11 protein-coding genes are annotated in these 14473 nt (G+C 39.4%); 10 read left to right on the top strand and 1 reads right to left on the bottom strand.

Annotated features, from left to right (window positions below; translation table 11 throughout):
• The first annotated feature begins 170 nt into the window (after window positions 1–170).
• The 10 genes from V6259_RS12510 (at window position 171) to V6259_RS12465 (ending at window position 10210) form a co-directional block, all read left to right on the top strand.
• Window positions 171–758, top strand: coding sequence for a hypothetical protein (locus V6259_RS12510; RefSeq protein WP_341584784.1), 588 nt, complete (start codon window positions 171–173; stop codon window positions 756–758).
• A 218-nt stretch (window positions 759–976) separates the two neighbouring features.
• Window positions 977–1897, top strand: a complete 921-nt coding sequence (locus V6259_RS12505; protein WP_341584783.1) for an EAL domain-containing protein — start codon at window positions 977–979, stop codon at window positions 1895–1897.
• Complete coding sequence (locus tag V6259_RS12500; protein WP_341584782.1) at window positions 1894–2448, top strand: hypothetical protein; 555 nt, start codon at window positions 1894–1896, stop codon at window positions 2446–2448. The genes V6259_RS12505 and V6259_RS12500 overlap by 4 nt, the downstream gene beginning before the upstream one ends.
• Before the next feature lie 6 nt (window positions 2449–2454).
• A complete protein-coding gene (locus V6259_RS12495; RefSeq protein WP_341584781.1) occupies window positions 2455–3330 on the top strand; it encodes a hypothetical protein in 876 nt (291 codons plus the stop codon).
• 25 nt (window positions 3331–3355) lie between these two features.
• A complete protein-coding gene (locus V6259_RS12490; protein ID WP_341584780.1) occupies window positions 3356–4738 on the top strand; it encodes a hypothetical protein in 1383 nt (460 codons plus the stop codon).
• A complete protein-coding gene (locus V6259_RS12485; protein ID WP_341584779.1) occupies window positions 4726–5196 on the top strand; it encodes a hypothetical protein in 471 nt (156 codons plus the stop codon). The genes V6259_RS12490 and V6259_RS12485 overlap by 13 nt, the downstream gene beginning before the upstream one ends.
• The gene (locus V6259_RS12480) at window positions 5193–5552 is read left to right on the top strand and encodes a hypothetical protein (RefSeq protein ID WP_341584778.1); all 360 of its coding nucleotides are present in this window, start codon (window positions 5193–5195) and stop codon (window positions 5550–5552) included. Before V6259_RS12485 ends, V6259_RS12480 begins: the two co-directional genes overlap by 4 nt.
• A 132-nt stretch (window positions 5553–5684) precedes the next feature.
• Complete coding sequence (locus V6259_RS12475; RefSeq protein ID WP_341584777.1) at window positions 5685–6053, top strand: hypothetical protein; 369 nt, start codon at window positions 5685–5687, stop codon at window positions 6051–6053.
• Window positions 6054–6476: 423 nt separating this feature from the next.
• Window positions 6477–6992 (top strand): hypothetical protein, encoded by a 516-nt coding sequence (locus tag V6259_RS12470; RefSeq protein WP_341584776.1) that lies wholly within the window; start codon window positions 6477–6479, stop codon window positions 6990–6992.
• The gene (locus tag V6259_RS12465; protein WP_341584775.1) at window positions 6992–10210 is read left to right on the top strand and encodes a hypothetical protein; all 3219 of its coding nucleotides are present in this window, start codon (window positions 6992–6994) and stop codon (window positions 10208–10210) included. Before V6259_RS12470 ends, V6259_RS12465 begins: the two co-directional genes overlap by 1 nt.
• A gap of 250 nt (window positions 10211–10460) precedes the next feature.
• On the opposite strand, the gene V6259_RS12460 is transcribed toward V6259_RS12465, so the two are convergent.
• Window positions 10461–14473, bottom strand: a 4013-nt coding sequence (locus tag V6259_RS12460; protein WP_341584774.1) for a hypothetical protein, incomplete at its 5' end; no start/stop codon positions are given.

Here is a 14473-nt window from a genome sequence, read left to right as displayed (position 1 = left end):
GATATCGTTAATTCTTAACTAATCTATATGAACTAATGCCAATAGTTTTATTATTAGCATTACGTAAGTTAATACTATAAAATCGCATTAAGTTTTGAAATAAGAAAATGCATTTACAGCCCTTTCTCATCCATTTTCTTATCTAATTCGATAAATAGGAGATATTTTGAATGTTTAAGACGCTAGGAATAGTCGTTTTGTTAAGCAGTTCTATATCGTCTGTCTATGCCGTTCAGCCTAAAAATTGTTCTCCTATGGGGCAACCTGGGAAACGGTCCTACACATACGATCAAGGCACTGTTGTTTACGAAGGAAGTGTATTCAGGGACTTGTCCGACCTCAGTCGAATGCATGGTATGGGGCCAATCGAGATCCCTTTAGGGCACGATATTTATTTGATTAAACGGCTTTTTGTTAAAGGCACCTCAATGGTCTCTGTTGCTAAAGCTATTAATGCGGAAATTAGTGGTGCGGAAATTACAATTAAAGATAACCATTTCGCAATCAAAACCACTTCTTCTGTCAGCACTGACCCGCATGACGATCAGATCTCATACGTAGTTAAGGGCGGAACTTTTCTAGAAAATATTGAGCGTTTTTCCAAGCAAATGGGGGTAGCTATAGATACTTCAGAAATAGACCCATTTGATAGCGCTCAGCTACTAAAGCCTCAATTAATTATTGGCTCTAGTGTGTATGACATAGTGGCAAAAATGGTTGCCAATACAAATATACGAGTTTCTTTTTTAGATGAGTAAAGGCTAGTTCGATGGTTCATGTTGACGTCAGTGACACAGCCGTACAGGCTAAAATTAATAATATTTTCCCGCGCCAAGGATCAAGTGAATCGGCTTTGGGGTTGATCGTATGTGAAAAATCATGGGTCAAACAAAAGCAATTGCTAAATAAGGTACCCACGATCATTCTCGTTAACCCTAACCACAAATACGAATCGCTAATCCCAATGAGCGGCTACATGTTGGCACCATTAGAAATAGCCCATCTATCACCTGAAAAAATTGCTACTTTTGTACTTGAAGAAATGATGTCTTTGTTACGTGCTGACATTAATGCTTCTACCCAGTGGTATGACAAAGTACAACCATATCTCCAGCCTATTCACTCTCTAGAATCTAGACAGACCACTCATTATGAAGTCCTCGCTAGATTTTTTGTAAATGATCAATATGTAATAGAACCTGCTGCAATGTTTAAGTGGCTAACTGCCATGGAGAACGTGAAGGTTTTTATACAATTACTTGAGAAAACCGCCCATATTGATTTGCCGCTTACATTTAACCTCTCCTGCGATGTATTTCTTGATGGCAAAGCTTTCGAACTGCTAGAAAAATCATTGCCTAAATCCGTTCTTTCTGACCGGTCCATCATTATTGAGATTGCTGAAACGCAGCTTGAAGAGCAGTCGTTACGAGATCTGACTCTCAAAAACAACCTTAAACGCCTACATAAAAGAGGCGTCTGCTTTGCTATTGATGACTTTGGTGTTGCTGGCTCTAACTACGACCGTTTGCGCCGCTTTGACAATATCGTTTCCATTGTAAAGGTCGATAAAAACTTTTTTTGGGATATGACAAAAAATGTTCGTAAAGGCGACATTTTTTTGAACTCCTCAGCTGACATGGGCAATGAGTGCTCTCGGGACAATGTCGAGGTAAGGCTAATAAACTTCATTAGGTCCATGAGTGTCTCTAGCATCGTTTTTGAGGGGATTGAAACAGAAGAGCACTTACGCATGATAGAGAAGATATCTAAGCTTATTAGCGCGGATGTGTACGGGCAAGGCTATTACTTAGGTAGGCCAACCAAAATCTCAGACGCTCCCCTGCTCGATAAAGCTGACAAAGAAATGTTGAGCGTTTATGAGGAGACATTATGATATTTACTAAGCCTAAATCACTAACGCAAATAGAAGATAAATTGAAAGATAAAGGCTTGGACGAAGCGGCGAATAGTTGGTGGGGCCAAGTTCAAAAAATTAAAATAACTGATATTGGGTCAATACACTGGGGCACAATTCGTATTTCTCCTTCTGAAGCTGCTGATGTGGTCATGCCTAAGAACGCTGATGATGTTCAATACGTTCATAAGCTTATTCAATCTATCCATGCTCGTATGCCGCGCATTTCTCCTGAAGGTATGGCTGAAGAGCTTACTGTTCGCTTACCTATTCAACTTACTGACAATTATGAGGGGCTTTACGGGTTTTTCTATAGGCTCGTAACGCTCGGTAAGGGACGAAGATACTCATGGTTCAATTTAGGCCAAAGTGTTTGCGTGACAAAGTTGCTCCAAATAGCGAGTGCAAACCCTGACGCATGCTGTTACGCCTTGATCACCTCTAGAAAAATGTTAACACCCCAGAAACTTCTCAAGGCTACAGAGGCATTTGAGAATTATCACGCAAGTGGATTTATTAAAGCGGACTAATAAACAATGAAACATACTTTTTATTTAAGCGCTGTTGCAATATCTGTCCTTCTATCCGGATGCTCTTATATTCAAGGTAGCAGTATAGCTAAAGACAACACAGATACGACCATTACCAATGAAGGTAATAAAGATGCTCCAAGTCCTGTTTGGGTTCCATTAGAGTCACTAGATTCACCAAATATCGGTTCGGATTACACTTATATCAGTGGTAAGCCCTATTCTGTTAATAAAAGTGGTGAGGTCCTAATACCTAAGAGTGACATCGGCATTATTAAATACGGTAACGCTCAAGTATATACGCCCACTCCTATAGCCGGTATAGACTTGAGCGGACGTGAGCTCAAGACTTTGATGGCTGATAAAGATGCTTTATTCGTATATTTGAAAAATCCTACTCTTCAGAATACAGGTAAGGTGAGTTTTCCAATTCTACGTGGCTCACTACAAGACAACATTACTCGCCTTGTTGGTAAGTCGAACATCGATTCAGTCGTATTTGATACTTCATACGACTTCTTTGTTCCAGAAGATCAAATCATATCGGCAAGCTCGTTTGACGAACTTCTAAATGTCATCTTTAACGGTTACCCACTTGAAGCTTCTATCGAAGACACGAAAGTTGGCAAAACTTTACGTGTGTATGACGCCGGTAACGAAAACCTACACTTTGGCTTTACAGTTAAAAAAGGCTCACTTCGGGATAATATTTTTCGTCTTGCAAAAATCGCGGGTATCAAACCTATTTGGGATTTTAACTATGACTATATGGTTGAAAAAACTCAACATATCAGAGGTAAGTCTTATGCTGACTTGATGATGAAGCTTACTAATTTGAAGGACTACCCTTTAAAGGCAACAGTGACTGAAACAAAAAATTAATTAACCTTTTTTGGAGAGGAATAGCGTGGACGACAACAGAGATAAATCAGAACAAGAACTTTTAGACGAATTAGACTTCGATCTAGATGATGATGGGTTGAATGACAACGATGCTAGTGCTGTTGACGCTCAAGAAGCAGCGCAAGAAGTAGATGGCTCTGATGCTGAAGAAGTAGAAGTAGAAGAAGTAGTAGTAGAAGAAGAAGAAGAAGAAGTAGTAGAAGAAGAAGTCACTGATGCTGGTGGTGCCGGTGACAAAACAGATCCCTATCTGACTAACAATGACATATCTGACGAGAGAGCGCGTATTGTAGCCGAGCAATACCAAGAGCCAAGTAAGATGGATGCTATTAAAAACAAGATTGGCGGATTTCAAGAGTTTGCGAAATCTAAATTGCCTGAATCCAAAGTAGCGAAAACTTGTTGCGGTGCCGCCATTGTTGGACTTATAGCTGGTAGTTATGCTCTCTCAAATTCGGATCTACTTAACAGCCCTAGCGTTGCTATAAATAACGTACCAGCAAAAAGCAGTAATCAAAAAAAAGCAGTAGCGCCAGCAGCGTTGGCCAAAACTGTTAGCCATCAGGTAGAAGAACATAATGCTCAGGTAGAAAAACTAAGGTCGCTAGAAAAAAATATGCTTAGTTTAAGTCACCAATTAAATCAATATGCGTCTGAGGTTGAAGATAATAACTCCAAGATTAAGCAACTCTTGAATACTGTGCATACAAATAATGACATACAGCAAAGCTTGTCTTCAGACCTCACTCGATTACGCCAGTCGCAAAACGTACAGGTCAGTGCTCTCTCTGATTTAAAAAACTCCCTGACTGCGATGTCAACAAAAGGTGAGTTTAATGCTAAAGACATTGCTCGCCTCCTCACTGACGTTACGAAGTTGGAACATCGGTCAACAGTAAATTCAACAGCGATTAACAGCCTTAAAAGTACCGTATCAGTCGATTTAAAAAATGTGAAAGGGATCGTTAGCCAATACGCAGACAAAGTAAACGGTCTAGACCAAAAAGTTACTAATGCGACTTACATAACCTCGGTGCCTAATCGTGTCGATTACAAGAAAAACGGAATATCTTTAACCACAACATCAGACTATTCCAAACAATACGGCGCACCTAAAAAGAGTATCAATCCAAATCTAGCCTCCGCTAAAACTAATACGGCTAATGGCAAATACATCCTGGCAAACGAGTGGACGCTAACTGGCACCGTTGGTAACTATTTCAATTTGAAAGATTCTAGTGGTGGAACATATCAATTCACTATTGGATCAGATCTAGATTATTGGGGTCAAATTACTGATTTCGTAGATGGTGATTATCCACGACTGATTACCAGTAAAGGTTATGTAATTACAAATAAACGTGGGCGTCAACAATGGCAGATGTGATGGTGTCGATCTCGGCTTCATACCTAACGTTGTTGTTTATCTGGTTCTATGCTGGTGGTACTTGGCTTTTTTACACCGGAATTGATAAAAAGATAAAAGAACAAGACGGTCAAATGATGCAGCAGCAAACCCAATCCATAGGAAGTGTTTTCTTTAACTCCGGATGGGCTATGTTTCTACCTGCAATATTAGTGATGATCAGTGCCGATCTAGGTTTTGACAACCCGTTCTATTTGTTTACCCAAGTCGCATATAACTCTGTGTCTATTGGTTCAAAGGATGTCTGGGGCACGATGTGTGCAGTATCAGCGATTCTCTGGGCCACACTAGCTTATATGGCTACAAGTACAAACTATGAGGGTGTTGGAAAAATGATTCATAGTGTCATGCTGCTAGCAATAAATCAGGCTTTAATTTCCTTTTATGCAACGATAATTGGCACGGCGACAACATCATGAGACACATAACACTCAATCAAGTAGCAGTCATTGTCTTCTTCATGTTGATTGGCAATGCACATGCCGCAGGTAACGTTGACTACGTTAACTCTATCAATGTTCTAACGAAAATCGTAATTAAGTTAGTTGATGTGCTGTACATTTTTGCAGCATTAAAAGGATTCACATCGATGTACTCGATATTGATGCTTAAATACAAGAACGAGCAGCAAATTCCTAATTTTGGATTAAAAATGCTTCTTTCTGGGTGCATGATCCTGTTGTCAACTGGTGCTATTAATGGCACCTATATGTCTGATTTTAATTTGAGCAATGATTTCATAAAGAACCTTGGTGTCGTACAGGTAGCTAAATGAAAATGCAAATGCAAAAATTTGAAATTAAGGCTTTTAATTTTTTTATTAAACGTTAAAATCCTAATTAGACTAATTAACTTAACATCAATTAGAGCTATTAATTAAATTAACTGAAAAATAAGGGTAATACTGATGAAATCACGTGTAGCTAAGACGCTTTCCGCACCAGCGATACTTACTTTGGGAGCCATTACTTCTGCGCATGCAAGTGCAGCCGCCGCTGGCGGTCAAGCAGTAACTACGATCAATAACATTGGTAGCATTGGTACAGCATTAATTAACGCTAGTGCTATTTTTGCAACTCTAGCTGGTTTTGTAGTTCTTGCTGTAATCTTATTCCAAAAATTCAAGTCAGAGCGAGAAGTGGAAAATTTTGGCACAAAGATGTTGGTAGGTGCTGGTCTTACGCTATTAGGTGGTGGTTATTTGACAAATGTCATGATCACAGATAGTGGCATGACAGCAGCCAACCCTAAATCGACGACCTTCTCGGCTAGTTAGAAAACATACTAACCTTCAGATAAAAACCGTGCCACTTACAACGTGGGCACGGTTTTTTTTTATTTAATATAGATAATAGGCTCAAGTCTATTTAGAATAATAAGCCCATTAATGGCCTTATTGACTGATGCTATGTTAAAACCAAAAATACATAACGCGAAACCTAAGAAACGTAATCTATTAAAAGCTGATCAAGCTATTGTAATCCCACAATTCAGTGAGCAGTTTTTATCCTCAGAAATGGAGGCCATAGAACTGCCCTCTAACGAGAGATCCATTTGCCAATCATGTCATAACGATTTCGTCTCAGGCGACCGGCTCTCAAGTACCGGCTTTGTCTTGAGACAAGGGAGTAAAAGGCAAATAAACCTATGCCCTATTTGCTATTCATGTATTGTTCGATTCACGTCGGCTGGTATTTTGATGGAATCTAATGTTCACAATATCGAACATTGCTCATACGTAACAGTCATACCTAGCTCTATCGTTTCTAGACAGTCTATTCTTCGCACAGCTTTCCTCATAGCAGTACTTTCATACCAAACTGAGACGATTATAAGTATTAAGATACACTCTAAAGATGGCGAGTATAAGATCCCTAAAGACCAAGTAAAAACACAATTGGGATCTATGAAAAAAGCTTATAACGAAATTGCCTCCGCTCTCGCTATTAAAGCTAAAACTGGTAGTTCAGATAACGCTGAAGCTGAGCTCCTTGAGTACAAGCTACACAAATCTCTCGGTATTGCCATTAGAGCAGCAGTGAATGATTTAACAACTATAGAGCACGAAAAGATCAAGCATCTCGTTACTCGTGAAACCCTTAAGAAGATCGCTGTAATCCCTTCCATTGAACAAATGCTCGATCTATTCGGTAGTGTTTTTATTATTCGAGAAGTAGAAAAGAATTTAAATATTACTGTTGAGAGGACTGAATAATGTTCCATGAAATTGAGCTGCCACACTCATTTAGTTTACTTGCTAACAAAATGTCTTCAGCTTATCGTAAAAAAATTAGAGGCTTTACGAAATCCCATTCACGCTTCACATCACTCATTAATGAAGTTGGCGCTGGAGACAGCGCTACTGGCCATGCTTTCCTTTGCGACGACTTTTCCTATGTCACGTATTACCTAGTCGATGGCTTAGCTATTGCACCAACCTCTCAAACATTTGGCAATATTATCACTAGCTTCAATACAAGCTTATCTGCGGAGTTAAAAGATGGTCATTATATAGAAGACTGCTTCGCCACTTATCAGGATAATATTCAAGACCGTATTGGCGTATATCTGGATGGAAGGCAAGAGACTGCAGAAAAGTTAGGCTTAAACGTTAAAGCAAAAGATGAATCTATGAAGCGCATGCTTGAGCATCAAATGTTCTTTGAGACTCATATAATCGCGCTTGTAACTCCTAACGATAAGAATCTGTATATTAACGACGATGGATTGCTAAAAGAAAACATCCCAGACATTCCGCTTTCTGAGCATTACATGGATGCATATCGTCAAGGCGCAGGAGACCGGCTGTTAACTAAACATAATCTATTTGTTTCTGTTTTTGAACGATTCGTAACCGACGTTAAATGCAATATTTCAGCAACGCGGCTTAATCACCAAAAAGCTAAGTCCATCCTGAAAGTATTTACATCAACTAAATCGGCTGATGTCTTGCTAGAAAATATGCCTCCAGTAAATTTAACACCTACCGGTCTTTCTGGAGATACAGGAGATCAGGCTTTAGATGAAGCTCTAGGCAAAGATTATCATCAAGCACTATTTGGTGATGGCGCCGAAGTTCATCCAAAGGACCGCAATATAATTGTTCATGGAGATAGAGTTTTCCTTTCAGTATTAGTTGACTCTTATTCCAAGGGGCCATCTTCATATAACGAGCTACATGCCGAGATACTTAAAAAAAGGATTCCCTATATATCGAAGACTCGAATTGGTGGAAATCCTTTAGCGCTTCTAAAAAAAGAATTTGTAGCCAGCAAGGCAACCTGGACCCTTCAAGGAAATGAGACTCAACAAAAGTTTAAGATCGCCTATCAAAAGATCAGGGATTTCTACAAAAATAACACAGTCGTTAATATTAGTCAGAGTTTCCTAACATGGGTAGATGGGACGGACGAAGCTGCTATAAAAAAGCTATACAATCGTGCAAATGACCTCGTCATGATCATAGAGAAATGGACTACAGCAGAGAATAATAAATGTCATATTGATCGCAGAACTCCATTACACTCGTTTTATTCATCAATGCCTTGTGTTTTACGATCTACTGCCGCAAAGATTCCTCACGCTTTAGTTGATGTTGTCGCAAGGTGTCCGTATATGCGACCATCTTTGCCCTACACTAATACGGGCGATATGTTGCTAATGGCAGACGATGGTAAAGCTCTTCCATTTGACCCGTTAGTAGGTCGGACCGCCAAGATTGCATTCCTAGTTGGTGCAATGGGTTCTGGTAAAACCGTTATAGCGCAAGCCCTTAGGGATAGGATGGTACTCAAGCGAGGTAATAAAAATATACCCTACCAGTTCTCTATCGATGTCGGTGCGTCGACTGAAGCATCCACCGTTGCTTATGCTGTAGAAAATCCAGCAATTAAAGACAAGTTTGCTTTTATCCGTATGGATCAAGCATATATAAATATTCTTGAAACACCTCTGGGGCTTCGGCAATTACCAAAACAGCTGTTTTCCACCATTAATTCGCTCATTGCTGACCGATTAATGGGTGTTCATGGTGACGAAATGCCTCAAGCATCGGATATGCTTGGAGAATGTTTAAATTTTGCTTACGAGAAATGCGCCCACCCTTCCACGGCCAAACAAATACGATTAGCGGAGATACCATGGCTAGAGGAACAGCTTAGTTATTTGGGATTTGAGTTCAAAGAAGCAGAAACCTCTGATGTGTACAAAAACACTGTAAAATATTTAGGGTGGGATATTGTAGATTTTCTGTGCTTACACTCATTATGGGATAGGGCTTATGAGGTGCAGCGTTTATGTGTTCCGACGATGAAGGATGTTCTTGCCGCCGCTGCTCGAACTGAATGGCTTGAAAAATATCGATTGACTGTTGATGGGATAATTCTGAGTGAAGTGTTTCCACTTAAGCTACAATCCTTTATTGATTCGTATCCATCTGTTTGCAAGCCATCCTCAGTAACGATCTGGAATAAACATGTTTGTACGTTCGAGCTAGGTGAAGTAGTTACTCAAGGCGGTAACGCTGAAGATGAATATAAATCTCGTTTTTGGTTTGGTTTAGTGTTCATTTTCATTCGAAATACACTATCACTGCAAAATGCTTTTATTAAAACTTATCATGATCAAATCGATCGTGAACAACAGTGGCGCTCTACTCAAACGTATCAATCTAAATCTGCGGAAGGAATCAAAAAGTATCATCTAGATAAAATTACTGAGCTCGTTAACTCCCCTAAACGTTCCTATATTGATGAGGTGCATCGCTTTTTGCCTGTGGATCTAAGTCAAGCTGGATATGCTCAAACAATTTTGAGCTCATTTATTAACGAGGTTCGCCGTTCAGGTACTGAGCTAGCATTTGCTTCACCTCAACCAGCTCACGGCAAATTTTTCAATAAAGTGGCTACACTAGTCATGATATTAGGTTTCCAGTCAGACGCAATGGCAGACGATTGTATTGAGGCTTTTGGTCTCAGCCAAGAAGAAGTCGATCGTTATGTTAAGCCTCTACGCTTAGATCATGGAAAAGGTGCAAACTTTTACATGCTTCTACGTGATATTGGTAAGATCTCGAAAATCTCCGAGTTTAGACAAACAGGTTATTTCCCTGTGCCGATGGTAGAAATCTGGAGCTATGCAAACGAATTTATTGAGGTTTATATTCGAAACCAATTATATAGAAAGCTAGGGGCAAACAGAGCGTTGGAAGTTCTAGCTATGGCCTTACCCAAAGCGGGCGCCTCAGAAATGATTCTTACAGCACAAGCTCAAATTAAAAAATCTGTTGCAAAGAAAGAGAAACAGCCCACTAAGGATGATGAAGACAAAGTAGATGCCGCTGCAGGTGACAAAGTGCTCCAAGAAATACTTGAAAACCTTGAGTATTGGACTGCGATGGCGCAAGAAAAAATATATGGAATTAAAGCTAGTTAAGTATTAGTCAGTGACATAATAAGTGGTTCACATAGCTCTCAAATGTGCGTAATAAACCATTAACTGACCAAACAAAAAAGGCCACATATCGTGGCCTTTTTATTTATAGAAACACACCAAATAACGCTTAGGTTTCTGTTTTATATCTCTTTTTCACACACCCTATATAGTTTAGAGGTGTTTTATTGTGCTAAAAATCAAAAGAAAAGCCCCTATGACATTACGCAAGGGGCAATTGTTTGAAAGACCATTAATAAAGATCGTCTTCGTTAACGTAAACATCCTCACTGATAATCACATACACCTCTTGTCCACGCCATAAAGCAATTTCCCTTGTTAATGCATCTATTTCAGACTGGACCAATTTGCGCCCCTCATTTGCTGCTTCGCCAGCTACAATAAGACCAATTTCTTTAGGAGACGGCTTAGCAACAGTTGTGGTTTTGTCTCCATCATCGGAGGTTTCTACCTGTTTTAGCTCTTCTTCTGTCCATGATCCCCACTTATCGATAAGAGCAAATGGCGCAATCCGTAAAAATTTGGACCAGAAATGATTATTCACTATAGCACCACTTCCTGGAAAACCGGTTTTAGGATTGATAGTAATAGCAAAAGTACCTGGTGCAGTAACTTGTTTACTATTTGGTAATGTAAATTTATCACCAAAGACTAAAGTAAGGTCGTCTGCGCCAGCAACAATTTGACTTGCTTCAAGAATTGTTCCTCGCATGTTTCCAGACGTTAATCTCACTGTGGGCATAAAGACATTTTGCGCTGACGCTGTGGAATATGGAGCATCAATGACAGCTCTTATGCGATCGCCCTTACGGAACAATTTGAATGCATTTTCTGGAACGTCAGTAACCTTAGAAAGCTGTATATAAGCCTTATCTTTGCTAGACGATAACTTACTATCATCTGATCCAGCTCCATCAGGGCCACCACTTGTTGCCTGTTGGCTTCCATTGGCCGCGACTTTTTTAGCGTCGTAACTTACTGTTCCTGTCGCATTAGTAGTGAATTTTGCATTAGCAATACTATCAATGCTATTAACTTCTGATTGAATATCAGAAAGTTGATAAGTGGTGACGCTCATAGCCTCAGAATTAGTCATCATCACGTGAGCATCTTTTAACAAAGGAAGCCTAATATTTCTAACATTCTCACTCGATACTGTCGGCTTAGAACTACCACCCTGTGATGTGCTAGTTGGAGCCTCAGTGCTCGATGTAGCCTTAGGCGGATTATTGCTTGAGGTATTAGTGTTATTACCTGTGACGTTACTAGAAACATCTGACGGTTTAGCAGCGATAATCGTCTTATTGGTCATCCCTTCCCTTAGTCGCTGTAAGTTCGACTTAGACGCTTTAATTAGATTGTTGATAGTGTCAGCTGCAGATCCGAGTAAGCCTTTCTTAACGACGGAGCCATCATCCGTAACTTGTGCAATTACTTCTCCTTTATTAGATACAATTCCATTTTCTGTAAATTTAACATCATCCCCGTCTTTCTTAATAGTAGCTTCGCCAGCAACAACAGATCCATTCTGTTTTACTTTAAGATGCTTGCTGTCAACAACAACAGGTTTCTCTTTTTTTGTATAGACTTTATCTTCATCATCAAAAAGAAAACTACCTAGGTTGGCTCTGCGGTGTAAGCTACCGGTTTTGGTTAATTTTGCTTTTGAGTTGTACCTCTTTCCGGATTCCGTTTCTAGATAGTCGAAGCTAGTGTCTACACCTTTATCGTTAACCCAGCCATTTCGTTTATCAAGAATTGCGGCTCCGTCTCCTCCCGTTACTATTTCACCAGTAGCTAAATCTCGGGCCACTCCTTTATCGTCAATGTAGACCCATTTACCATCTTTCTTAACCATTTCACCTTTATCGTTAACTAAAATATTGCCAACTAATTTAAGATCACCAGCAGCTTTGACTGATGTTAAGAACTTAAAGTTAATTACCTTACCATTTGATATTAAAATATCTGAAAACGATTCAAGTACGCTCTGTGGCTTGATTACAACGTTACCATCGTCATCAATAAAGCGGTTTCGTGTATATTTATAATCTGTTGACAAGACCATACCATTCTCATCGGCTAGCATAGAATTATTGTTTACAACTATGAAACGCTTACCAACATCAATATTTGTAAGAGATTTTGGTAAATTAAGTGCATCGGTATGGTCTTTAATTTGACTGCTAAAAGTGACTTGATCTGACCTTAGCACTCCATTCAGATATGTAGGTATTACACTGTTATTTTTGTAAACTACACCTTTGCTGGAGATGGTGAATTTACCCATGTCATTGATAATTGGATCATCCGCATTGACGCTCGGAAATAAAGAACCTGGAGAAGTTTCTAATTTTTCCTTAGCCTCAGCTAAACCCAACCCTTCTTTTATTGGTATTCTCTTGCCATTTTGGTAAATAAAAGAACCATCAATATTCGTTAAATAATTCCCATAACTATTAGTGGACAGAACGACTATAGGTGCCAAAGGACCATTGTGGTTAACCAACGTGCGTCCATTAAATTTAACCGGTAGCATTCGTGAGTCTAGTACCAAGTATTTTAATTCTCTATCCGAGAACACCAAACCTTCTTTTGACACAAACAAACCGGCTCCAAGCATCTCAAAATCTAAAGTTGCCTTGGCAAACGGGATTTTTCTTGATTTCGAGTCATATGCAAAAGCTTGAAAAGGTGAAATTACTTTGCCTTTCTTGGTTAATACAATTTTTTCTTTTTTGGATGTGAATTTAAGACCTTGGTAAATATTACCTTTAAGATTGGTAACAACTAAGAACTTTTGGTCATTCTCTATTTGTCTGACTCCACGCAATTTAATTCCGCGTTCATCATATATTGGCTTACCGTCACGTAAAATTATTCCATTACTCAAATTGGAAATATTATAGTACCAAGCTTGTACTTTTTTAGTCCCTTTAAGTACGCGACCCTTATGAGATATGGCTAGGCCTTGAGCGTCGGTCAATATGCCATCAGTCATATCAAACATAGAGTCTGCATTGTAGATTCCTGTTGCATCATCGAAATACATCTGTTTGTTTCGAGTGTCCTTGATAAATTCGCCTGTCTCGTCAACCAATTCACTTTTGGTGTTGATAAAAACTTGCTTGTTATCAAATAGAATTCCTCCATTTGCACCCACTAATTTTGAATTATCCCCTTGGTATAATAGTACTTTGTCTTCATTATTTGAGATTAATTCCCCTTTAGCGTTGTATAGAAGGCCTGTTTTCTTTGCCTTAAACACTATCGGTTTTACATTCTTATTTGTTCTTGAAAAAGATAGCGTATCAACGTTCCAAGCTATAGAAGAAGACTGAGAAGCATTGTCGTCGTCTAAAAGCACTGCTGTTGAGTTTAATGTAAGTGGCTCCATATCGGACGATAAAAGAGCCCCTGTGCTAGAGAGATAAAACTTACCAAGACTTGCTGCTTGCGCCGTCTTTGAATTTGCCTTTGATGCCGATTCTTCGTTCTGAAGTGCGGCTATTTTTGCAATATCTCTATCCATTTCTTGATATGCAAAACCATTGTTTTTATCGCTAGCTGGTCGACGAACTGTGCCTCTAGACGTTATTAAATCACCTGATGAAGTAGCAAGCTTGCCGCCTAAATCGGAATTTTCACCTTTGGCATTCAAGAAACCTTTTTTAGGGTCATAGAAAACAGCTTCACCGTTCTCATCGAGCACTGGGGAGCCATCCATATATTTCAATTGACCATTTTCATCTATATACGCGGTTTTACCATTATATGTCATACCAGCTAGGTCATCCTGAGAAACTTGCTTGTCTTGGAGGCTGCTAACAACAGTACCGTTGGAAGTAATAAGCTTGCCGTCTGCCGTAGTTAGATTTGTTCCTAAATTAGCTTTTTTTCCATCTTTATTAATGAAGCCTTTATTCGGATCGTAAAAAACAGATTCGCCATTTTCATCCAAAACAGGTGACCCATCCGCATATCGTAATTGGCCGTTATCATCAACATACGTCTCTTTACCGTTATACAACATTCCATCAAGCTGGCTCTTGGATAGCGGGGTCTCGAAGGTCGGTTTTATTATTTTTCCACTTGCGGTCACTATTTTGCCATCAGCCGTAGTCAGCTTTCCTGAAAGTACCGCTTGTTTACCATCTTTTGTGACGAAGCCTTTGTCTTTATCGTAAAAAACAGATTCCCCATTTTCATCTAAAACAGGTGACCCATCCGCATAGCGAAGTTGCC

It is taken from the genome of Marinomonas sp. TI.3.20, assembly GCF_038155025.1.
Classification (GTDB): domain Bacteria; phylum Pseudomonadota; class Gammaproteobacteria; order Pseudomonadales; family Marinomonadaceae; genus Marinomonas; species Marinomonas flavescens.
This window is presented reverse-complemented; position numbering and strand designations above follow the sequence as displayed.

Coding starts and splice junctions, on each gene's coding strand:
- V6259_RS12510 (WP_341584784.1), top strand. CDS start 171: ATGTTTAAGACGCTAGGAATAGTCGTTTTGTTAAGCAGTTCTATATCG.
- V6259_RS12505 (WP_341584783.1), top strand. CDS start 977: ATGTTGGCACCATTAGAAATAGCCCATCTATCACCTGAAAAAATTGCT.
- V6259_RS12500 (WP_341584782.1), top strand. CDS start 1,894: ATGATATTTACTAAGCCTAAATCACTAACGCAAATAGAAGATAAATTG.
- V6259_RS12495 (WP_341584781.1), top strand. CDS start 2,455: ATGAAACATACTTTTTATTTAAGCGCTGTTGCAATATCTGTCCTTCTA.
- V6259_RS12485 (WP_341584779.1), top strand. CDS start 4,726: ATGGCAGATGTGATGGTGTCGATCTCGGCTTCATACCTAACGTTGTTG.
- V6259_RS12480 (WP_341584778.1), top strand. CDS start 5,193: ATGAGACACATAACACTCAATCAAGTAGCAGTCATTGTCTTCTTCATG.
- V6259_RS12475 (WP_341584777.1), top strand. CDS start 5,685: ATGAAATCACGTGTAGCTAAGACGCTTTCCGCACCAGCGATACTTACT.
- V6259_RS12470 (WP_341584776.1), top strand. CDS start 6,477: ATGGAATCTAATGTTCACAATATCGAACATTGCTCATACGTAACAGTC.
- V6259_RS12465 (WP_341584775.1), top strand. CDS start 6,992: ATGTTCCATGAAATTGAGCTGCCACACTCATTTAGTTTACTTGCTAAC.